The 22,243-nt window shown below is 69.8% G+C and carries 18 protein-coding genes; 8 read left to right on the top strand and 10 right to left on the bottom strand.

Annotation, left to right across the window (positions count from 1 at the left end):
* Window positions 1-115 precede the first annotated feature (115 nt).
* Both ABH920_RS30720 and ABH920_RS30725 read right to left on the bottom strand, forming a co-directional pair.
* Window positions 116-1,606 (bottom strand): MFS transporter, encoded by a 1,491-nt coding sequence (locus tag ABH920_RS30720; protein ID WP_370352676.1) that lies wholly within the window; start codon window positions 1,604-1,606, stop codon window positions 116-118.
* A 215-nt stretch (window positions 1,607-1,821) separates the two neighbouring features.
* The gene (locus ABH920_RS30725) at window positions 1,822-2,250 is read right to left on the bottom strand and encodes a hypothetical protein (RefSeq protein ID WP_370352677.1); all 429 of its coding nucleotides are present in this window, start codon (window positions 2,248-2,250) and stop codon (window positions 1,822-1,824) included.
* A 193-nt stretch (window positions 2,251-2,443) separates the two neighbouring features.
* Here ABH920_RS30725 and ABH920_RS30730 point away from each other — a divergent pair, with 193 nt between their 5' ends.
* Window positions 2,444-3,154, top strand: coding sequence for a TetR/AcrR family transcriptional regulator (locus ABH920_RS30730; RefSeq protein WP_370352678.1), 711 nt, complete (start codon window positions 2,444-2,446; stop codon window positions 3,152-3,154).
* Window positions 3,155-3,181: 27 nt separating this feature from the next.
* Here the strand turns inward: ABH920_RS30730 and ABH920_RS30735 are convergent, their stop codons facing one another.
* On the bottom strand, window positions 3,182-4,147 hold the full coding sequence (locus ABH920_RS30735; RefSeq protein WP_370352679.1) for a GlxA family transcriptional regulator: 966 nt from the start codon (window positions 4,145-4,147) through the stop codon (window positions 3,182-3,184).
* Window positions 4,148-4,263: 116 nt separating this feature from the next.
* Here ABH920_RS30735 and ABH920_RS30740 point away from each other — a divergent pair, with 116 nt between their 5' ends.
* Window positions 4,264-4,560, top strand: a complete 297-nt coding sequence (locus ABH920_RS30740) for a putative quinol monooxygenase (RefSeq protein WP_370352680.1) — start codon at window positions 4,264-4,266, stop codon at window positions 4,558-4,560.
* 268 nt (window positions 4,561-4,828) lie between these two features.
* Here ABH920_RS30740 and ABH920_RS30745 read toward each other — a convergent pair whose 3' ends face one another.
* Genes ABH920_RS30745 through ABH920_RS30755 form a run of 3 tightly spaced genes read right to left on the bottom strand, consistent with a single transcriptional unit; the run spans window position 4,829 to window position 7,281 of the window.
* Complete coding sequence (locus ABH920_RS30745) at window positions 4,829-5,746, bottom strand: LysR family transcriptional regulator (protein ID WP_370352681.1); 918 nt, start codon at window positions 5,744-5,746, stop codon at window positions 4,829-4,831.
* Window positions 5,747-5,755: 9 nt separating this feature from the next.
* Complete coding sequence (locus ABH920_RS30750) at window positions 5,756-6,958, bottom strand: YbfB/YjiJ family MFS transporter (protein ID WP_370352682.1); 1,203 nt, start codon at window positions 6,956-6,958, stop codon at window positions 5,756-5,758.
* A 20-nt stretch (window positions 6,959-6,978) separates the two neighbouring features.
* Window positions 6,979-7,281, bottom strand: coding sequence for a muconolactone Delta-isomerase family protein (locus tag ABH920_RS30755; RefSeq protein WP_370352683.1), 303 nt, complete (start codon window positions 7,279-7,281; stop codon window positions 6,979-6,981).
* Window positions 7,282-7,558: 277 nt separating this feature from the next.
* Here ABH920_RS30755 and ABH920_RS30760 point away from each other — a divergent pair, with 277 nt between their 5' ends.
* Both ABH920_RS30760 and ABH920_RS30765 read left to right on the top strand, forming a co-directional pair.
* Complete coding sequence (locus tag ABH920_RS30760; protein ID WP_370352684.1) at window positions 7,559-8,281, top strand: SDR family NAD(P)-dependent oxidoreductase; 723 nt, start codon at window positions 7,559-7,561, stop codon at window positions 8,279-8,281.
* Between the two features lie 44 nt (window positions 8,282-8,325).
* Window positions 8,326-9,165: an oxidoreductase gene (locus ABH920_RS30765; RefSeq protein WP_370352703.1), complete on the top strand. Its 840-nt coding sequence runs from the start codon at window positions 8,326-8,328 to the stop codon at window positions 9,163-9,165.
* Here ABH920_RS30765 and ABH920_RS30770 read toward each other — a convergent pair.
* From ABH920_RS30770 to ABH920_RS30785, 4 genes are all read right to left on the bottom strand, one after another.
* Entirely contained in the window at window positions 9,155-9,862 is a 708-nt protein-coding gene (locus tag ABH920_RS30770) for a TetR/AcrR family transcriptional regulator (protein WP_370352685.1), read from the bottom strand. The two genes, ABH920_RS30765 and ABH920_RS30770, sit on opposite strands and share 11 nt — an antisense overlap.
* Window positions 9,863-9,888: 26 nt before the next feature.
* Window positions 9,889-10,959 carry a hypothetical protein gene (locus tag ABH920_RS30775; RefSeq protein WP_370352686.1) on the bottom strand — a complete coding sequence of 357 codons (1,071 nt, stop codon included), beginning with the start codon at window positions 10,957-10,959 and terminating at the stop codon, window positions 9,889-9,891.
* Window positions 10,960-10,967: 8 nt separating this feature from the next.
* Entirely contained in the window at window positions 10,968-11,468 is a 501-nt protein-coding gene (locus tag ABH920_RS30780; protein WP_370352687.1) for a hypothetical protein, read from the bottom strand.
* A gap of 298 nt (window positions 11,469-11,766) precedes the next feature.
* Window positions 11,767-13,476, bottom strand: a complete 1,710-nt coding sequence (locus ABH920_RS30785; RefSeq protein ID WP_370352688.1) for a glycosyl hydrolase family 28 protein — start codon at window positions 13,474-13,476, stop codon at window positions 11,767-11,769.
* A 505-nt stretch (window positions 13,477-13,981) separates the two neighbouring features.
* Here ABH920_RS30785 and ABH920_RS30790 point away from each other — a divergent pair.
* From ABH920_RS30790 to ABH920_RS30805, 4 genes are all read left to right on the top strand, one after another.
* Complete coding sequence (locus tag ABH920_RS30790; protein WP_370352689.1) at window positions 13,982-15,613, top strand: beta-1,3-glucanase family protein; 1,632 nt, start codon at window positions 13,982-13,984, stop codon at window positions 15,611-15,613.
* Between the two features lie 86 nt (window positions 15,614-15,699).
* Complete coding sequence (locus tag ABH920_RS30795) at window positions 15,700-17,862, top strand: alpha-galactosidase (protein WP_370352690.1); 2,163 nt, start codon at window positions 15,700-15,702, stop codon at window positions 17,860-17,862.
* 114 nt (window positions 17,863-17,976) lie between these two features.
* Window positions 17,977-20,232: a hypothetical protein gene (locus ABH920_RS30800; RefSeq protein ID WP_370352691.1), complete on the top strand. Its 2,256-nt coding sequence runs from the start codon at window positions 17,977-17,979 to the stop codon at window positions 20,230-20,232.
* Window positions 20,233-20,261: 29 nt separating this feature from the next.
* Complete coding sequence (locus ABH920_RS30805) at window positions 20,262-21,575, top strand: peptidase S8 (RefSeq protein ID WP_370352692.1); 1,314 nt, start codon at window positions 20,262-20,264, stop codon at window positions 21,573-21,575.
* Window positions 21,576-22,243 lie beyond the last annotated feature (668 nt).

Here is a 22,243-nt window from a genome sequence, read left to right on the forward strand (position 1 = left end):
GATCGGAAACTCGGTCGGCTGCGATGATTTGGGTCCTTCCCCGACAGTCTACGCCTGGTAAGAACCCCTGGCGGGATTCCCGCCAGGGGTTCTTACCATGAATTTTCAGGGACTATCAGTTCACTGAAACCGTCCCGGCCTCCTGCGCCGCCTCGGCGGCCAGCGCGGCCTGCGCGGCCTCCCGGCTGCGGCGCCGGCCCGGGATCACGACGAGTGCCAGGAGCAGCGCCGCGACCCCGAAGTACGCGGTGGCCACGAATCCGGCCTTGAACCCGGCCGTCATCGCGGCCTGCTGCGACGCGCCGACGGAGTGCGAGACGATCACGGTGGTGACGGTCGCGATGCCGAAGCTGCCGCCGATCTGGAACGCGGCGGCGTTGAAGCCCGAGGCCAGGCCGGCGTCGCGGCGCGCGATCCCGGACAGCGCCGCCGCCGAGCAGGCGGTCGTACCCAGGCCCAGGCCGGTGCCGAAGATGGCGAGCCCGGCGAAGATGCTCCCGTACGAGCCGCCGTTCTGCACCGCGTGGACGAGCAGCAGGCTGCCGCCGACGAGCAGCACCGAGCACAGCGCGACCACCCGCCGGGAGCCGAACCGGCCGATCAGCCGCTGCCCGGCGAACGCGCTGACCAGGGCCATCGCCGGCAGCGGCGAGCCCTTCACGCCGTACTGCAGCGTGGTGTAGCCGAGCCCGCCCTGCGCGTACTCCGCGGCGCACAGCGACAGGCCGAACACCCCCATGCCCATCGCGACCGTGGCCAGGTTCCCGCCGACGAGCGAGCCGGAGCGCAGGATCCGCACCGGCACCAGCGGGCTCTCCACCCGGCTCTCGATGAGCACGAACAGCACGAGCAGCGCGACGGCCCCGCCGAACATCCCCAGCGTCTTGGACCCGGTCCAGCCGTTGTCCGGGGCCTTGGTGACCGCGTAGACGACCAGCAGCAGGGCCGCCGTGCTGGTCAGGGCGCCGGCCACGTCGTAGCGCCGGCCCACCGACAGGTCCCGGCTCTCGGTCAGCAGCATCGGCCCGACCACCAGCATCGCGGCCGCGACCGGCACGTTCATCAGGAAGATCCACCGCCAGCCGAAGTGCGAGACCAACTCGCCGCCGATGATCAGCGCGGCCGTCGCCCCGAGCCCGGCGATCCCCTGCCACGCGGCGAGCGCCTTGTTCCGGCCCCGGCCCTCGGGGAACGTCGTGGTGAGGATGGACAGCGCGGTCGGCGCCATCATCGCGGTGGCCACGCCGTGCAGCGCGCGTGCGGTGATCAGCACGTCGCCGTTCGAGGCGAAGCCGGACACCAGCGACACGACCAGGAACAGCGCCGTGCCGATCAGGAACAGCCGCCGCCGGCCGAGCAGGTCCGCGGCCCGGCCGCCGAGCAGCAGCAGACCGCCGAAGGTGATCAGGTTGGCGCTGATCACCCACTGCGCGGCGCTCTGGGTCATCTTGAGCGACCGGGCGATCGTCGGCGCGGCCAGGATCACGGCCTGGGAGTCCAGGATCACCATGAAGTTGGCCGCGCACAGCAGGATGAGCGCCGTCCAGGCGCGGGGATCCAGACGCGTCCCACCCCGGGACCCGCCTGTGGTCTGATCGACGTTCACGGTGCCGTCTCCTTCGGATCGACGTGACAGACCCCGATCACGCCGGTGGCCGGGGGTACAGGTTCATCGTTGGGTCCGGCCGCCGGACGGGCTTCGCTGAGATTGCGGGCACTGAGCAACGGATCGTGTGGCGTCGGCGGAGACGGCGTGCGGGTCGGCCGCGCACTGTGCGCGGCCGACCGGGCTTTCCGGGCTTCGGGGCTTCGGGGGCCTGTTCAGCCGGCGTCGACGGCCTGCCGAACGCCGGCGCCCTGGACGGAGCGCTCGTTCTTCCACCCCAGCCAGCCCCGGCAGAGGATCCACGCCGGCACCATGAGGATGACCAGGTAGAGGTCGACGGTCGAGTCCCGGGGCGCTTCGGCGGCGTGGATGTTCAGGTAGCCGATGATCGTGATGGTGACCTTCTGGATCAGCACGATCTCCCACATCCCCGGGGTGCTGCGGGGCCGGAGAGCGAGCAGCGCGAAGATCGCTGCGAAGACCAGGTAGGCGAGGGTGCGCCACCACTGCATGAAGAAGGTGTCCAGGCCGGCCGCCGAGGCCAGGCGGATGCCGTCGACGAACGCGCCGAGCGTGGACAGGGACAGGACGGCGAAGAGGATGCGGCCGACGAGGTCACGGCGGGAGGCGATGGGGGTGATCATGGCGGGCTCCTGATGGGTGCGGCGGGGATGTGGTGGTGATGCCAGGGCGGTGCAGTGCGGCTGACGTGCCGGTTTCCGCTGTTGCGAGAACGCTGTTCTCGATATGGACTACCGTACTCACGCCGCTTCCGATCCGTCAAGAACACTGTTCTCGATTCCGTCTACTGTTCTCGGACATGGCATACTCGGCCCCATGGGTGCCCCTGGAACCGCGCGTGCCCGAGCCCGCGCCGCGCTGACGTCCGAGATCCTCGAAGTGGCCCGCCGCCAGCTCGCGACGGTCGGCGCCGACCAGCTGTCGCTGCGGGCCGTGGCCCGGGAGCTGGAGATGGTGCCCTCAGGGCTCTACCGGTACTACGCGAGCCGCGACGACCTGCTGACGGCCCTGATCATCGAGGCCTACAACGCGGTCGGCGACCAGGCCGAACGCGCGCTCTCGGCGATCCCCGAGGCCGACCACCGCGGCCGGTGGCGCGCCGTCTGCACGTCGGTGCGGGAATGGGCCGTGGCGCATCCGCAGGAGTTCGCGCTGATCTACGGCTCTCCGGTACCCGGGTATCGCGCGCCCGCCGACACCGTCGCGCCGTCCGGCCGTGTCTACACGCTGCTGCTGGGCATCGTCGGCGACAGCGCCCGCGCCGGGCGGCTGACAAAGCCAGCTCGTGAGCCGTCGATGCCGCCGACCCTGGTCGAGGACGCTGTGGCGTTGATGGCCACCTTGGGCGCGTCCGACCTCGCGCCCGCCGACCTGCTGCGCGCCATCACGGCCTGGACGCAGGTGCTGGGCGCGATCAGTCAAGAACTCTTCGGCCACCTCGACGTCGCGTTCCGCAACAACGGGGAGTACTTCGAGCACGCCGTTGACCTCATGGCCGATGTCGTCGGGCTGGCATCACCGAGCTGACCGAAGCTGACGCGCTCAGTGCCCTGACTACGAGTGCTGCACCGTCCGCAGCGAGACGGTGGACTTGCCGGTCCGCTCACGCAGCAGCACGCGCAAGGTGTTGGCCTGCTCGTAGCCGACCTTGCGGCTGATCACCTCCATCGACAGGTCCGTGGTGCGGAGCAGGTGGGTGGCCCGCTCGACCCGCAGGTCCTGGACGAACTTGATCGGTGAGGTTCCCACCGCGCGCAGGACGGCCCGCTGGAGCGTCCGCTCGCTGACGCCGAGGTGCCGGGCCGCCACCGGGATGCTGATCGGCTCGGCGATGTGGTCGCGGATCCAGCGTTCGAACCCCGCGACCAGGGGGTCGCTCTGGGCGAGCGCGCTGGGGACGATGTACGGGGCCTGCGACGGCCGCTCGTCGACGACGAGGTAGCGCGTGACGAGGTCGGCCACGGCCGGGCTGGTACCGCGGACGATCGCCAGCGCCATGTCCAGGTGGCCGAACGCGGCGCCGGCGGTGGTGACGCCGCCGTCGCGGACGACCATCGCCCCCTGGTCGAGGTGGACCCGGGGGTAGCGGGCACGGAAGGACGGCGTGAGCCACCAGGTGGTGGTCGCGCGCAGGCCGTCCAGGACGCCCGCCTCGGCCAGCAGGAAGGTTCCGGCACACGCCGTGGCGACGGCCGCGCCGCGGGCGCGCGTTTCGAAGACCAGCTCGCGTTCGGACTTCGTGGCCTCGCCGCTGACCAGCTCGATGAGGACGTCGGGGTCGCGCTGGTTGATGGCCGGCACGATCAGGAGATCGGCGTTCTCGGCCAACGCAGGGGGCTGGCATTCGATGACGTGGCCGGCCGCGGTCCGCACCTGCTCGTGGAAGCCGACGGTCGTGACGTGCCAGCGCGGGGCCTGGCTCAGCTGCCCGGCCATCGCGTTGGCGGTGTCCAGGACGTCCAGGACCGACGCCAGGCCGGAGTCGAAGGCGCCCTCGCAGACCAGAACCGCAATGTCCATGTCGGAAATCCTATCGGCGATGTCGTTTCCGCCACTGATGGCGAACTGTGTCGGCGACTTACGGTCGTGGTGCGGCCCGGAGAACCGGACCGAACCGGATGGACGAGGGGAACACCATGAAGATCGGTCTGCTGGTCCGCATCGAGGCCAAGCCCGAGTTCGCGGACCAGGTGGAGAGCGCGCTGCGCGGCGCGCGCCAGCTCGCCGACGAGGAGCAGGCGACGGTGGCGTGGTTCGCCTTCCGCCAGTCGCCCACCGTCTTCGGCGTCTTCGACACCTTCGACGACGAGGACGGCCGCAAGGCGCACCTGGCAGGGCGGATCGCCGCCGCGCTCGGGGAGATGGCGCAGACGATGCTCGCCACCGCTCCGACGATCGCGGAGGTCGACCTGCTCGCGGTCAAGGTGCCCTGAGCCCCGGCAGGTACCGCGGGTACCGGCGGGCGGCAGCGAGCGCCGACGGGCACCGGGAAGGCTCGTCGTGTGAAGCAGCCCGGCGCCGCTGCCCTTGCCGGTACCGCTGCCGGTACCGCAGCCGGCGCCGCAGCCGGCGCCGCAGCCGGTACCGCTGCCCTTGCCGGTACCGCTACCGGTGCCGCTGCCCTTGCCGGTACCGCAGCCGGCGCCGCCGCGCGCCGGGAGGTGTCATCGCACCCGCCGCCGGCCGCACTCGCCGCGCCGGTCACGGCAGTCGGTAGGGGTCGTCGGCGGGCAGCCAGGCGTCCGGCGCGCGAAGCGCCTGATCGTCCACGCCGTCGGCGAGTGCTTCGACGGCGGCGAGGACCGAGGCGCGCTGGTCGTCGCGGCGCCAGACCAGTGACCAGGTCCAGTAGATCCTGGGCTCGACGACCTCGCGGCGGGTCAGGTCCGGGGCCGGCGGCGCGGTCTGGCCCTTCGGAGAGTTGAGCACCGGCCGGCGGATGCGGCGTACGTGGTCGAAGAAGGCACTGCCGGTGATGCCGCCGTTGGCGATGCGGACCGGCTTCGCGCCGGTGGCCCGGCACAGTTCGCGGGCGAAGATGTTCCACGACGCCCAGGACGTCTCGTCCCGGTCCAGCAGCACGCAGGTGTCGGCAGCCGCGATCGGGGTGTCGTCCTCCCCCACGGCGACGGCGTACAGCCGGTCCATGCCGAGCAGCCGGGCGTTCAGGCCGCGGCGCTCCAGGTCTTCGCGCTGGATCCAGCACACCGCCAGGTCCAGGCTGTGGTCGGCGACCCGGGCCGCCTGCGCGTGGGAGGGCGCGACCCAGGCGTCGACATGCACGCGCGCGACCGCCGACAGCCGCCGTTCGAGGTCCGGCGGCAGCCAGTTGACGTAGCCGAGCCGCACCGGAGCGGCCCGGGACAGCTGCGCCGCCGTCCGGTGCAGCTCCTCGGCGCCCTCCACGACCTGCTTGGCCTGCGCCAGCAGCGCCGCGCCGACCGGCGTCAGCTTGACCGAGCGCCGGTCGCGGTCGAACAGCCGCACCCCCAGGTCGCGTTCCAGGGCCTTGATCTGCTGCGAGAGCGAGGGGCCGGCGATCCGCAGGCTCTCGGCGGCGCTGCGGAAGTTGAGCTCCTCGGCCACGGCCAGGAAGTACCGGAGCTGACGCAATTCCACACCCCGATCCTAGGTCCGACCGGCGGCGACGCGGTCACGCGACAGGCCGGCCCACACCGGCGCGGCGACGACGGCCGCGGCCAGAACCACCAGAGCCGCCCACAGCAACGCCTGCCGATAGCCGTGGTGCAGCGCCGGCGTGACCGCCAGCGGCCCGAGGATCTGCCCCACCGAATACCCGGTCGTCAGCAACGCCGCCGAGCGCGCGGAGCCGAGCTGGTTCCCGATCCCGAGTGCGAGTTGGCTGATCGCGACGAACGTCGCGCCGAACAGCACGGCCGAGATCAGCGCGGGCACCACACCGGGCACAACGGCGGGCAGCATGATGCCAAGGCTCTGCAGAAGCAGTGCGCCCGCCAGGAGGCTCGGGGTACTGAAACGGCGGCCCAACACGGCCCACCACGCCGCCGACGGCACCGCCGCCACACCGACGAGCACCCAGGCGCCGGTACCCACCCAACCCGGCGAGGACTGGCTGATGGCGGCGACCAGGAAGGTGCCGGCGATGATGTAGCCCAGACCGTCGAGGCTGTAGCTGACCAGCAACGCGCTTTGGAGGCGCCGGTGCTGTGAGGCACGTTCGGGTTCTTCGGGGACCCGGGCCCGCTGACCCGGAGCCCGGCCCGGCGCGAGTTCCCACGCGACCGCACTGAGGACGAGCACCAAAACCGCCGCAGCCCACCACGCGGTACGCCAGTCACCCACACCGCGCACCACCAGCACCGCCGCGCCCGACAACGCGATCCCGGCGCCGACGCCGCCGAAACCCCAACCGGCCAGCGAAGCGCGATGCCCGTGCAGCCCGTGCAACCCGTTCAGCAGCGCGTGCACCGCGATCACGAACACGACCGCGCTCGTCGCCCCGGCCGCGAGCCGCAGGGTCCACCACCAGGCCACTGATTCGCCGGCGGGCATCAGCGCCAGCGAGGCGACCAAAGCAAGCAACGACCAGCGCAGCGCCGCACGCGATCGCGCCACCGCCGGTACAGCGGTACACAGCAGCGCCCCGGCGAGATACCCGGCGTAGTTCGCCGTGGCCAGACCCGCTCCCGCCGACGTGCCGAGCCCGGCCTGAGCGTGCATCAGCGGCAGAATCGGCGTGTAGACGAAGCGCCCTACGCCGACCGCGGCAGCCAGCGCCGCCGCGGCACGCAAGGTGTGCCACAGCGATGTGTCCGGCGCTGCGTCGACGCCGCCGACCGGCGCCTTCAAGGTGGCGGCTTCCCGGAGTATCAGGACGCACCATCCTGCGTGCCCGGGTCGTTCGGGTGCGAGACCAGCGGCGTCACCACCACCGACATCCACGGCCGCAGCGGCAACGTCCCGAGCACCTTCTCCTGCAACTCCTGCTCGTCCCCGGCGCGCCAGACGCCGATGCTGCGCAGCTCCCCCTCCGGACGCCACAACCGGAACAAGTGCCCGGATCCGGCCAGCTCCGCGGCTCGCACAGCCTCGGCGGACCGGCGCCGATCGACCTCCGCCGGATCGGTGCCCTCGGGGATCGCGGTCGTGATCTCGACCAAGAACTCTCTCATCGCCCGGCTCCTTCGCCACGACGCCACCCGGCGGGCGTCCGTGCGGCCAGATTCCGCCCGGAATCCGGCCGGTCGCCACGACCGGTTTCCAACCTCGTGTGAGGTACAGGCTCCCACCGCAGGTCAGAGTATGCGGTCTCGCGACAACCAGAGAGCCGCCGCAGTGGCTTTTAGTTGACCGGTCGTCTAGTTTTGCTGACGAGGGCAGGCGGTCTGCCGCCCGTGACAGTCATCCGAACAGCCATCTGACACCGTCATCTGATCAAGGAGATGGACCATGAGCATCGACACGGACGGCCGCAAGGTCGCGGTCATCACCGGCGCCTCGCAGGGCATCGGCGCCGGACTCGTCGAGGGCTACCGCAAGCACGGCTACGCCGTCGTGGCCACCTCGCGCGGCATCGAGCCGTCGCAGGACCCGGACGTGCTGACGGTACGCGGCGACATCGCCGACCCCGCCACCGCCGAGCGGGTCCTCGCCGCCGCCGTCGAGCGGTTCGGGCGGGTCGACACGCTGGTGAACAACGCCGGGGTGTTCGTGGCGAAGCCGTTCACCGACTTCACGCTCGCCGACTACGAGCTCACGACCGGCGTGAACCTCGGCGGCTTCTTCCGCATCACGCAGCTGGCCGTCGAGCGGATGCTGGCCCAGGGCGGCGGCGGCCACGTCGTGCAGATCACCACCAGCCTGGTCGACCACGCCGACTCGGCGGTCACCTCGGTACTGGCCTCGCTGACCAAGGGCGGACTGCAGTCGGCGACCAAGGCGCTGGCCATCGAGTACGCCGGCCGCGGCATCCGCAGCAACGCCGTCGCGCTGGGCATCGTCAACACCCCGATGCACCCGGCCGAGTATCACCCGACCCTCGCCGCGATGCACCCGCTCGGGCGGATGGGCGAGGTCTCCGATGTGGTCGAGGCGGTGCTGTACCTGGAGCGCTCGCCGTTCGTCACCGGCGACGTGCTGCACGTCGACGGCGGACAGAGCGCAGGACGCTGACAACCGGTCCCAGGCGGAGGTTCACCATGCGCGACATGAGCGACATGAGCAAGACTTTCCTGATCACCGGGGTCTCCAGCGGTCTGGGGCGGGCCTTCGCGGTCGCCGCCCTCCAGGCCGGGCACCGGGTGGTCGGCACCGTGCGCGACCCGGGTCAGATCCCTGCTTTCGAAGCACTCTCCCCCGGCCGCGCCACCGGCATGGAGCTGGACGTCACCGACGACGAGCGCGTCCTGGCGGCCGTGCGGACCGTCGAGGACCGGACCGGTCCGATCGACGTGCTGATCAGCAACGCCGGCTACGGGGTCGAGGGCACCGTCGAGGAGTCCTCGATGGCCGACCTGCGCCGCCAGTTCGACGTCAACGTCTACGGCACCGTGGCCGTGGTGAAGGCGGTACTGCCGTTCATGCGCCGCCGGCGCAGCGGCCACATCTTCACCATCTCGTCCATGGCCGGACGCACCGCACTGCCCGGCGTGGCGTTCTACGGCGCGAGCAAGTTCGCCGTCGAGGGCTTCTCCGGCTCGCTGGCGCAGGAGGTCGCAGGCTTCGGCATCCGCGTCACCTGCCTGGCGCTCGGCGGATTCCGCACCGACTGGGCCGGGCGGTCGATGACCCGGGTCCCGCGCACCATCGCCGACTACGACGCCGTCTTCGACCCGATCCGCGCGGCCCGCCAGGCCAAGGACGGCAACCAGATCGGCGATCCGGCGCTGGCCGCGGCGGCCGTGCTGAAGCTCGTCGACGGCGACGACGCCCCGGTCCGCCTGGTCCTGGGCAGCGATGCCCGGCAGCTGGTCGAGCAAGGGCTGAAGCAGGCCGGCGACGAGCTCGACGCGTGGGCGGACCTGACGAGATCGACCGACGCCCCGCTCAGAGACTGACGTCGGCACCGCGACGAGCGCGGGTCGCATCGGCTTTCGGGCCGGTGCGATCCGCGCTCAGACGTTTGACCGCGTCGGACGACTTGGAGCGCGCACCGAGCAGCGCCAGGCAGTTCGCCCACAGAGTGTCCAGATGCTGCGTGTCGTTGTAGAGCTTGGCGAACAGGACCTGGCCCTCCAACTGCGCGACCACCGACCGCGCCGCCTCGCGCGCGTCGGCCACACTCGCCTCACCGCGTTCCCGGGCCTCCGCGACGACCTTCTCCACCATCTCCACCTGCACCTCGAAGATCTCCTGGAGGCGCCGGCGTATCGGCTCGGTCTGATTGCTCAGCTCCAGGGTGAGGTTCCCGAACATACAGCCGGACACCGTCCCGCAGCTCCGCTGTCCCGCACGCAGCCCGGCCTCGGTCTCCACAAACAGCTGCCGCAGGCGATCCAGCGGAGCCGGGGTCAGCGCGGGGGCCGCGTCGCCGCCGAGCACGCGTTCCCAGTCCGCACGCTGAAGGCGCCAGTGCTCGTCGAGAACGGCGAGCGCCAGCGCCTCCTTGGATGCGAAGAAGTAGTAGAAGCTGCCCTTGGGCACGTCCGCGGCCTTGCAGATCTCCGCGACACCCAGCGCCGAGTACCCGTTCAGCTCGATCAGGGTCTGCGCGGCGTTGAGGATCTTCTCTTTGGCATCGCTGGTCCTACCCACATGACCAGTTTACGACCGGTCGTCTATCAGCTCCCCGGCGGCGGCGAGACATACGGGAAGTGGTCGAGCAGCGGCCCCGCCTCGAGCCCGGACGAGAAGTCCTGGTTCACCACCATCTTGATGATGTTCGACGCGATGTCCTCGGCCACGCCCTTGCCGTTCTTCGTGCCGTGCCACCGGTTCCAGCAGGCGAACGTCCCCGGCACGAAGGTGATGACGTTCGGGAGCAGCGCGTCCGCCGCCCACGCGCCGTAGGCCCGCGCGGTCGGGAAGGCGTGCGGGCCCTTGTCATACGTGTCGCCGGCTTCGACGACCGCTGCGATGTTGTCGCGCACCTGGCCCCAGATCCCGGAGGCAGGATCGGTCGCGGGGTTGTCCGGTCGGCCCAGTAGGTCGATCGCCGGAACGGTGGAGTTGTAGTCCTTGACCTGGGCCGAGCCGCTGGCGAAGTCGAAGAACGTGGTCATGTTGGGTGCCGCGGCGCGCTGGAGCTGAACCCACGTGTCGTGCCCCTGGTCGAAGTACGCGGTCGTGGCCCAGAAGTTCAGCGGGCCCAGACCCGTGACCTCGACCGGCACTTCGAGGACGAACGAGCGCACGCTGGTGTTCGCGAAGTCGTCGTGGGCCGGCCGCAGCGCGTCGAAGTCGGGGAAGGTGCCGGCGGCCAGGGCCTTGGTCGTGGCGACCGGGAAGGGGATGAAGTTGTGGAACGGGTCGCGGCGCTGCCCGGCGAAGAGCTTGATGCCGTGGTGGCACTCCACGACCTCCCCGACCGGGCAGTCCGGCGGCGTGATGATCCGGCCGGTAGCGGTGCGGTCGGTGGCGGCGGCACCGGTGAGCTGCTCGACCCGGACGTGCTGCGTGCCGTCGGATCCGATCGGGAACGTGGCGCGCCAGGTGATGTCCTCGACGAGGTCGCCGTCGGTGTCGACCTTGAGCTCGTACATCGCCGCGGGGTTCCAGGGCGCGCCGTGGAGCGGCGAGGTGTTCACGCCGAAGACCGTGCGCGGGCCGAGCAGGCCCGCCGCGCCCGCGAAGCAGAACGCGTCGGTGATGTCCTCGGTCTCGTCCTGGGGGTAGTCGAAGTGGTGCGACATCGCTGCTCCTAGCGGGTGTACGGATTGCGGGAGAACGGCTGCAACGCGAGCGTGTAGAACCGGTCGCGGTAGGGGGCCTCGTCGGTGCCGCCGAACTCGGCGTACATCCACAGCACCGGCAGTTTGCGGGCGTCCCATGCGACGTGGTCGGCACGGCCGTCGGCGTGCAGGACGTCGTACCAGCCGTGCGTGAAGCCGGACAGCACGGCGACCCGGCCGGCCGCACCCCGGCCGGGGATGACGGAGGCGTCGACCGTCGTGCCGTCGGCCGCGATGACGTGCGGCCATGTGGAATCGGTGCTCGCAAGGTGCGGACGCCGGTAGTGGTCCAGCACCGGCACGGCCCTGACACCCTCGGGCAGCACCAGACGGGTTCCGGGCGCGAGCAGCGGGGCGTGGTAGCGCCGCTCCCTGCCGGAAACCAGGCCATCGGTGGCGGCGGGACCGGCGGCAGGGCCGATGGCAGGATCGATGGCGGGATCGATGGCGGGATCGGCAGCGGCGGTCAAGCCGCCACCCGGCCCCGCCGAAACGGCGGCCTCAGCGGAGCCGCCCTTCCCGACGCCGTACACGACGGGAAGGGCGGCGATCCCACCGAGAACGCCTCTCCGGCCGATCAGTCCGGCGCCTTTCGCGCGCACCGGCTGCGGGCGTTCTCGGGGGTCTTTCGCGTGGGGGGAAATCAGCGACATGGGCCAAATCTAAGATCCGTCCCGCGTTCGCATCAGCGGCAAATGCGACATCTTCGATGGGCATTCCGACTCGGCGCGGGTGCCGGATCGGCGGTGCCCGCGGGCTGGACCCCCCTCACGCCGTAATGGTCACCGAATTGGCGTTCGACACGTTGGTGATGTGCGCGGCAGCCAGCGTCGTGGCCGGGCTGGAGCTGCCGGACGGGACGATGTTCTGCAGCGTCACGTTGCTGATGGTGCCGCCGGGCAGGCCGGTGATGCGGCTGGCGGTCTTGTCGGCCGCGCGCAGCTTCACGTTGGTGACGTTCACGTTCTGCGTGGGGCCGACGCCCGAGGACTCCGTCATGAAGGCGAGCCAGCACTGGTTGCCGGCGTTGTTGAAGTCCAGGCGCTCGACGTCGATGTCGCTGAAGGTGATGCCGCTGGCCGACACGGTCCCGTACTTGTGGTCGATGCCGACGGCGACCGCCGCGTCGTAGACGACGACCTGCTCGAAGGTGATGTTGGACTGCGGCTGGTCGACGCCCTGGCCGACCTTCACCGCGTAGCAGTACGTCCAGCACACCAGGTCGGTGAAGGTCACGCTGTCGAGCGGCTGCGGCTGGCCCGGCACCAGGCTCGTGATGTCGGTGTCCGAGGCCCAGGTCTTGGTGCTGAAGTTGTCGTCGAGGCCGATCCCGATCGCGTGCGTGACGCTGACGCCGCTGGACTCGTTCACGTCGACGCCGTCGTTCTCGCCCATGTCGAACCGGTTGAAGAGCTTGATGTTGGTGAACGTCACGTTCGAGGACCGGACCGGGATGACGCTCCAGCTGCTGGACTCCCGGAACGTGACGCCGTCGCAGGAGAAGCCGTCCACCCACACCGGCGCGAGCAGGTTCACCCCGAGGTTGCTGGGGCCCAACGACGCCATCCCGTTTCCGTCGATGATGCCGCGGCCGTAGAGGCTGATGTTGGAGGAGTAGAAGTCGGTGCTCACCAGCCAGGTCAGGTCCCGGTTCTGCGAGCTCTTGTGCCCGTTCACGGTGTAGTAGGCGGCGTCGCCGGTGTACCGCAGCACCGCACCGGGTTCCAGGTACAGCGCCGTGTTGCTCAGCAGCACCACGTTGCCGACGTTGTAGACGCCTTGCGGCACGTAGACAGTGCCCTGACCCCCGGTGCCGGAGCCCCAGGACGAGGCGTCGGCGATGGCGCTGCTGAACGCCTGCGTCGAGTAGCCGCCGGTCCCGGGCTGCGCGTTGTACGGCGAGGCCGTGACGTTGAAGATCCCGTCGCCGCCGCTCGGCGGCTGGTTCGTCTCCTGCGGGTCGAAGGCCAGGACCAGCTGGGGCCGGCCGTCCACCTTGACGATGTAGTAGCCGTCGCCGGGGAGGGTGAAGTTCAGGGTGGAGCCGCTCACGCTCGCGGAGATGCCGAGCTTCTGGGGGCTGATGCTCCACGACCCGATGTTCGTGTTGTTGATCTTCGTGACGGCGACCTGCGCGCTGCCCGGGCCCATCGCCAGCTGCGCGATGTCGTAGCCGGTAAACTTCTGGACCGGGACCGGGGTGCCGTTGACGGTGATCCGGTAGTCGGTGGACGCGGGGTAGATCGACGGCACCGGATACACCTGCAGGGCGGCTGCGGCCAGGGGCACGGCAGCACCCTGCGGCAAGGCGCTGTCGCGGGGCGCGGCGTTCGCGGCCGTCGACGAGCCCGGACCGAAGCCGTACAACACACCGCCGGCACCGATCACTCCGGCGGCACCCAGGAAGGCGCGCCGGCTCACGTCGGGCTTGGGGGATTCAGCACGCGGTTCTGGACGCGGCTCTTTGCGCGGTTCCATGTGGGATTCCAATCCTTCGGGCAACTCCTGGCCACGCCGCTCCCACGAGGACTCACTGTGACGAGCAGCGAAGTCCGTGTCAAGACCTGCTGAACACGGATCAACGCGAGGGCAAAGGAATCAAACAGAGATCACCAGTGATCGAACACATCCGACCACCGAGTCTGCATCCCGATGAACTGCCCTGATGCCGTTTTCGTGTTGCGCCGGTGTGTCCGGCCACTGTGAAACGAGCACCCGCCGGTGTTTTCCTGACCACTGGATCAGTAATCAACCAACGGCTGACCGCTGCTTACCTGCGCACAGACCCCTTGACAGACCCACTGGTCTAGTCCAGCTTGATGAACTACGCCGCATTCGACGACCCGCCGGCCCACACCGCTCCCACCGCGGCGGACCCGCCCCACCTGCTCGGCAATCGCACAAGAAGCCACAGCGCCGATCCCGCGCGCCGACGGCACTCGGACCACACGCCGACCACCCCCACGTGAGGAGCACTGGATCCATGATCTCCCGAAGAAACCTGTTCGCAGCCGCTGCCGCCACAGCCGTGCTGCCCTCGGTCGCCGGCCTCGCCGCGCGCGCCTCGGCGGCCACCGCCAGCACGCTGAACATCGACCTGCAGAACAACACGGGCTCCAACACGGTCTACGCCTACGTCACGGGCCTGGCGATCGACAACGGCAACGCCTGGTTCCTCCTGCAGTCCGACGGCCGGACCCCTTACTACCCGCCGTCCCCGTCCCAGACCCTGACCCCCCTCGGGGCGAACTGCGCCATCCCGCTCGGTGCCAGCGGCTCGACCACCCGGATCACCATCCCGCACCTGGCCGGCGGCCGCATCTGGTTCTCCATCGACAATCCCCTGACGTTCCTGGTGAACCCCGGCCCGGCGCTGGTGTTCCCGTCGGTGAGCAATCCGACCGACCCCAACATCAACCTGATGTGGGACTTCTGCGAGTTCACCTTCAACAGCACGAACCTGTGGGCGAACATCAGCATGGTCGACTTCGTGGCCATCCCGATCGGGCTGACGTCCACCGGCGCGGCCGGCACGCAGACCGCCCCGGGCCTGCCGGCCGGCGCGCTGGACACCGTCTGCAGCGCGCTGCAGTCCCAGAGCGCGGCCGACGGCCAGGGCTGGGACCAGCTCATCGTCACCTCGGGCGGGGCGAACCTGCGGGCGCTGAGCCCCAACAACGGGATCGCGCAGAACTCCTCGCTGTTCGCCGGCTACTTCGACGGGTACCTGGACCAGGTCTGGTCGAAGTACAGCTCCGAGACGCTGTCCATCGACACCCAGGCGCAGTGGGGCACCGTGACCGGAAACGTATCCGGCGGCGTCCTGAACTTCCCCGGCGTCGGCTCGTTCGGCCGGCCCTCCAGCGCCGACATCTTCAGCTGCAACTCAGGGCCCTTCAACACCAGCGGCGTCGAGATGGGCGCGCTGACCGCGCGGATCAGCGCCGCGATCAACCGCACCACACTGCTGATCGACTCCGACCAGCCGGCCGGGGAGAACCCCGCGAACTACTACCAGTACCCGCAGACCAACCACTACGCCCGGATCGTCCACGCCACCAGCGTCGACGGCCGCGGCTACGCCTTCCCGTACGACGACGTGGCGCCGACCGGCGGCGTGGACCAGTCCGGCGCGGTCGTCGACCAGAACCCCACCCTGCTGACCGTGACGCTCAGCCCGGTGCACGGCGGCGGAGGCGGCGGCGGCGGCAACCCGGTCATCCAGGTGCAGGCCGAGAACGGGACGCTGCACGGCCTGGGCACCGAAGCGATCTACCCGGGCTACACCGGCAGCGGATACGTCGCGGGCTGGAACCACGACGGCCAGTGGGTCGACCTCCACCCGAACGTCACCCAGGCGGGCCCGTACACCCTCACCCTGCGCTACTCCGCCGCGGCCGGCAACGCCTCGCGGTACATCTACGTGAACGGCTCGGGAGTCGTCAACAACCTGACCCTGCCCGGCACCGGTTCCTGGTCCTCGTGGAACACGGTGACCGTCCCCAACGTCGCCCTGAACGCCGGGTCGAACACGATCTCCGTGATCTACAACAGCTCGCTCGGCAGCTCGAACTACCTCAACCTCGACGAGATCACGGTCCAGTACGCCGGCTGAACATCGATCCCCATCCACCCTCGGGAGCCCCAGTGAGAACATCCTCGCCCGCACAACCCCACCGACTCCGTTTCTTAGCCGCGTTCGTGGCTCTGGCCCTGGCGTTCTTCGTCGTGGACGGCCGCCAGACCCGGGCGCACGCGCAGGCCAACGGAGCCGCGACCACCCCGCTGATGGGCTGGAGCAGCTGGTCGTTCCTGCGCAACCACCCCACCGAGGCCGCCATGAAGGCGCAGGCGCTGGCGATGTCGACCAGCGGCCTGGTCGACGCCGGGTACCAGTACGTCAACCTGGACGACTTCTACTACCTCGACCCGCAGACCACCGTGGACGCCTACGGACGCTGGGTCGTCGACGGCAGCAAGTTCCCGGACGGGATGGCGAATCTGGGTTCGTACATCCACTCGCTCGGGGAGAAGTTCGGGATGTACCTGACGCCGGGCATACCGGTGGCCGCGTACAACCAGAACACGCCGATCGCCGGGACGTCGTTCCACGCGCGGGACATCGTCTCCAACACCAGTAGCTACGAGACGAACTACAACTTCGGCAGTGGTCGGATGTACTACATCGACTACGGCAAGAACCCGGCGGCTGCGCAGGCGTTCTTGAACTCCTGGGCCGACCAGCTCGCGGGTTACGGCATCGACTATCTGAAGATCGACGGTGTCAGCCCGAATGACGGGGACTCGCAGGGCGTCGCCGACGTCCAGCACTGGTCGACCGCGCTCAATCAGACCGGTCGGACCATCCACCTGGAGCTGTCCAACAAGCTCACGATCGCGGACGCCGCGTCCTGGCAGCAGTACTCGAACGGCTGGCGCATCGAGGACGACGTCGAGTGCTACTGCGGCGCCAACGGTTCGCCCTATCCGCTGACCGACTGGAACAACGTGGCCCTCCGCTTTTCCGACGTCGTGCCGTGGATCGGCGTCGGCGGGACCGGTGGGTGGAACGATCTGGACTCGATCGAGGTCGGGAACGGGTCGAACGACGGTCTGACCCTTGATGAGCGCAAGACGCAGCTGACGTTGTGGGCGATCGAGAACTCGAACCTGACGCTGGGTGTGGACCTGACCAACCTGGATTCCACCGACGTCGGTCTGCTGACCAACAGCGAAGTGCTCGCGGTCGACCAGGCCGGGCATCCGGCGCGGGCTGTTGATCGCACGACGCAGCAGCAGGCCTGGTACGCGGCCAACGGCGACGGCAGCTACACGGTCGCGCTGTTCAACCTGGCTGGCTCGACCGCCACCGCGTCCGTGAACTGGAAGGACATCGGGTTCACCGGCTCCGCGGCCACGGTGCACGATGACTGGTCGCACTCCGACCTCGGCAGCTTCGCCACCGGGTACAGCGTTTCGTTGCCGGCTCATGGCGCGACGCTGCTGAAGGTGGTGCCGACCGGGTCGGTCGGCTACACGGCGATGTCGTACAACATCGTCAACGCCAACAGCGGTCTGAACCTGGCGACGTCGGGTTCGTCGATCGTGCAGCAGAGTGCTGACAACGCGCTGGACCAGGAATGGCAACTGGTGCCGGTCGGCGACGGCAGCTACAAGGTCCTCAACCGCACCAGCCAGCAGCAGCTCGCTGTTCCTTCTGACAGTCAGGGCTCGCAGCTGGTCCAGGCCGGCGACGACAACGCCACCGACACGCAATGGCGCTTCGTGCCGACCGGCAGCGGCTCCTACACGCTGAGCTCCCCCTCCGACGGCCTGCTCGCCGACGTCTCCGGCGGCTCGAAGAGCTCCGGCGCGCCGGTGATCCAGTGGCCCGCCAACGGCGGCACCAACCAGAAGTGGACCCTGGTCCCGGTACCGGACCCGAACGTCGCCTACCGCGTCGAGAACCTGGCGACCGGCGGCCGGCTCGACGTGGACAACGACTCCACCGCCGACGGCGCGCACCTGCTTCAGTACTCCGACAACGGCCAGGCCGACCAGAAGTGGACGTTCGTGCGGCAGAGCAGCGGCGCGTACACGATCGTCAACGCCAACAGCGGCAAGCTGGTCAACATCCCCGGACCGACCACCACCGCCGGCACCCAGCTCATCCAGTTCAGCGACGACGGCGGCAGCAACGGCCGCTGGACGCTGGTGGACGACGGCCCAGGCGCCATCGGGCTGAAGAGCGTGTACGACGGCCAGATGATCGACCTCACCAACAGCAGCACCGCGCCCGGCGCCGCCGTGATCCAGTTCCCCGCCGACGGCGGCGTCAACCAGGAGTGGTCGCTCGCGCCCTGAGCCGACCACCCAGCGGGGCGGCGGGTCGCAGCACCCTGCGGACGCCGCCCCGCTGTCGCGCCACCCGCATGTCGCGAATGCGATCCGACGTATCTCTCATCCGGAGAATCAGTCATGGGAAGCAAAGGCCACCCTTTCCTCGTCCCCACTGCTGCCTTCGCCTCGTTGGTCCTGGGTTTGCTGTCCGGCGCCGCGCCGGCCTCGGCCGCCTGGGGATCGGCGACTGGCGCGCCGACTACAGCGCCGAACACGGCGGTCACCGCGTCGCCGATCTCCCCGACGACCGCCCGGGCCGTCACTTTGATCACCGGAGACCGCGTCTCCCTCACCACCTCAGGCGGCCGAACCTCCGCTCAGCTGACTTCCGCCGCCGGTACGGGTCCGGCTGAGACGTATACGGCGCGGGGCGGCGACGAATACGTCGTCCCGGCGGTCGCGAAGCCGTACCTGGGCCGCCAGCTCGACCCCGCGCTGTTCGACATCTCCGCGCTGCTGCGTGACAACCTCGCCGGCGGCGCGCACATACCCGTCGCGGTGACGTACACCGCCGGCACCACGCCGAGCGCCCTGCCCGGCGTCACGCTGACCTCGGTCGGCGGCCAGTCGGCGAGCGGCTATGTGACCGCGGCCTCGACGGCGGAGTTCACCGCCGGTCTGCGCGCTGCGATCGGCGCGGACGTCAGAGCCGGACGACCGGTCGGCAGCGGCGCTCTGTTCGGCGGCGTCAGCGGCGTCAGCCTGGCCGCCGGCGCCGCGACCGGTCCGATCACGCCGCACTACGTGATGCATGAGGTGCAGATCGCCCTGACCGACACCGCGGGCAATCCGCTGACGGACCAGGACGTGCACTTCGAAGACCTCGACAACCTGCTGGCCGGGTACGCCGACGTCCCGATCGACGACGGCGTCGGGAAGGTCACCCTTCCCGCCGGCCACTATCTGGCGACGTCGCAGATCTTCGACTTCGACAGCGCCGGGGACGAGACGGCCATCCACTGGATCGACGAACTGGTCACCGTGCCCTCGGCCGGGACGGCGACCACCAGCGTCGCGCTCAGCGAGACGGCTGCCTCGTCGCTGATCACGGTGAGCACGCCGCGTCCGTCGACCCAGCAGGCCCTGTCCGTCTCGAACTACTACATCGACACCGCCGGGCTCGTCGCGAGCACCAGCATCATCGGCATCAGCGACACGCCCGTCTACGTCAACCCGATGGCGACGCCGGCGGTCGGCTCGGTGCGGTATCAGATCGAGTGGAGCGGGATCGGTCCGACGACCGGTTCGGCCTACCGCTATGACGTCGCGTTCGGCTCCGGCTATGTGCCCGCCGACGAGTCGTACGTCGTGCAGCCCCGGCAACTGGCGAAGGTGACCCAGACCTTCTATGCGGACCCGGCCGGCGGAACGGACGGCAGGTTCTTCAACGCCGCGTACGACGCAGCGACGAGCGCCTTGCAAGCCGCCGGAGGGCTGGTGGTCAGCGCGGGCGTCGTGCAGGCGATGCCGAGCACGGTGACCGAGTACCTCGGAACCGCCGACTCCGGCGAGTGGGACCAGTCGGTCGTGACGCCGGACCAGACACAGTTCTTCGCCGACAACCGCACCTTCACCGCCGGCCGGACCGCCGCGATCGAGTGGGCGCACGGGCCGCTCGGGTCGACGATGGGGCAGCACACCGGCGTGCAGCGGTGCTACGCGTGCACGGCCGGTGCCGCGTTGACGATGGCCTTCTATCCGGTCGGCGACAGCGAGCCCGACCACAGCGGACTGCCCGGAGGCGGAAACGACGCCTTCGCCTTCTACCAGAACGGCACACTCGTCTACAGCGGAAGCGCGCCGGGCGTCGAACTGGACGGCATCGCCACCGCACCGGCCACGTATCGCGCCGTCGACACGAGCGACTTGAGCGATGTGCCCGGCATGAGTCAGTCCACGAATGTGGTCACCGATCTGACAGTGGGCTCGGCGACCAGCGTCCCGCTGCCCGGCGAGGACACCTGCTACGGCCAGTCCGTCGCCACGCCGTGCCTGCTGCTGCCGGCGCTGACGCTCAACTATCAGCTTGAAACCGACCGCTCCAATACGAGTGCCGATTCCCTCCAGGTGCTGGAGCTGGGGGTGGGCCACGTCGCCTTCGACTGCGCCGGATCCCACGCCGCGATCACCTCCGCCACGGTCACGGTGTCCTTCGACGGCGGCAAGAGCTGGGAGCCGACCTCGTCGGCGGGGTCGGACGGCCACTACATCGTGGCCTGGGACAACCCCGCCTCGGCCAAGGGCGCTGACCCCGAGCTCAGGGTCAGCGCCACCGACGCCATCGGCGGCAGCATCACCCAGACCATCGCCAACGCCTACACCGTCGCCAAGTGAGAGGGCTGATCGTGAAGGGGAACTTTCGGATGCGCACGGGGCTGGTCGGGCTCGTGGCGGCGGTCGCGGTCGCTGTCACGGCGACCGTCACCACTGCGGCCGCGAGCACGGGCACGGGCACGGGCACGAGCACGAGCACGAGCACGAGCACAGGCGGCGTCGCGGCGGCGGTGCTGGACGGCACCTCGGTGGGGCCCGCCGCCCACGGGCCCGTGACGAACGTGCGCGCCGCCTGTCCCGTGACCACGCAGGTGCGCTGCTTCGCCGAGATGCGCACGGACGTGCACGGCGGCTTCGGGGTGCGCGGTGCGGCTGCTGCCCACGCTCACACGAAGGCGGCCGCGGCCCTGCCTGACGGCCTCAGCCCGGCCACGCTCCACTCTGCCTACCGCCTGCCGACCGACGGCGGCCGGGGGCAGACCGTCGCGGTGGTCGACGCCGGCGACGACGCGACGGCCGAGGCCGATCTGGCCGTGTACCGGAGCACCTACGGCCTGCCGGCCTGCACGACAGCGAACGGCTGCTTCACGAAGGTCAACCAGTCGGGCAACGCGAGCCCGCTCCCGCCGGAGCAGGGCTGGGGCGTGGAGATCTCGCTCGACCTCGACATGGTCTCGGCGGCCTGCCCCGACTGCCGCATCCTGCTGGTCGAGGCAAGCGACACGGAGTTCGCCTCGTTCGCGACGGCGGAGAACACCGCCGCGCGGCTGGGCGCCACCGAGATCTCGAACAGCTACGGCGGCACTGAACAGGAGGCGATGGATCCGTACATCTCGGCTTACAGCCATGCCGGCGTCGCGATCGTGGCGTCTTCGGGTGACGAGGGATTCGGCATCCCGAACTTCCCCGCGGTCTTTCCCAGCGTTATCGCGGTCGGAGGTACCTCGTTGTCGCCTTCCACCGGCAGCCGTGGCTGGACTGAGAGTGCGTGGAACAGCGACGGTGGCGCCGGCGGCAGCGGATGCTCGGCGTACATCGCGAAGCCGGCCTGGCAGACGGACCCCAACTGCCCCGGGCGTACCGTCGCCGACGTCTCGGCTGACGCCGATCCGAACACCGGTCCGGCGGTCTACGACGCCCACGACGGCGACGGGTGGATCGTGGTCGGTGGCACGAGCGCGTCCTCGCCGTTCATCGCGGGCGTGATCGCCCTGGCGGGCAATCCGTCCGAGTTGGCGAACGCGTCGTATGTCTACGCGCACAGCGCCGGGCTGAACGACGTGGTCGGCGGCAACAACGACTTCGCCGGAGGCGACTGCGGCGGCGATTACCTGTGCAATGCCGTGCCGGGGTATGACGCACCCTCCGGGCTCGGTACGCCTGACGGGGTCGGCGCTTTTTAGGCCGACGCTGTTTGGGTGGGCACAGCGGCGGAGCCCTGGAGGGGTGGTTGTTGCTCCGGGGCTCTGTTGAATTGGGGGGCGAGCGGTTGTCGGGGTGCGGTGTCGGGGTGCGGTGCGCTGTGCAGGTGCGGTTGGGCTGTGGTTTTACAGGCGATTTTGACGGCTTCGCCTAAGGTTTGGTGACCTCGCGGGGGGACGCAGTTCGGTTGTGCGGGGCGGGGTTGCGCTGGCGGCCGCCGGTTTTCATGAGCACGACCGCGCACCGGTTCAGGTCTGTGCGGCGGTGCGTTGGCGGCTGGCGGTTTTCGCGGACACGACCACGCGGCGGTTGGGGCCGGTGGATGGTGTGTTAGCGACTGGCGGTTTTCATGGACACGACCGCGCAGCGGTTCAGGTCTCTGCGGCGGCGCGTTGGCGAGCAGCGGTTTTCGCGGGCACGACCACGCGGCAGTTGGGGCCGGTGGATGGTGCATTGGCGGCTGGCGGCTTTCGCGGGCACGACCACGCGTAAGTCCGAGTCACTGCGCATGCGTTTAGTCTGGCGGCCGTCTGCCGCGTTTGGTGGGCGCCTCAAGGGGCGGATTTCAGTGGTCGTTGCAACGGCGGCTACTGATTCGTGTTCAGGAGTTTAGCGAGGCGTTCGGCGGGGGTGTCCCAGCCGAGGGTTT

Origin of the sequence: Catenulispora sp. EB89, from assembly GCF_041261445.1 — a bacterium.
Lineage (GTDB): Bacteria > Actinomycetota > Actinomycetes > Streptomycetales > Catenulisporaceae > Catenulispora.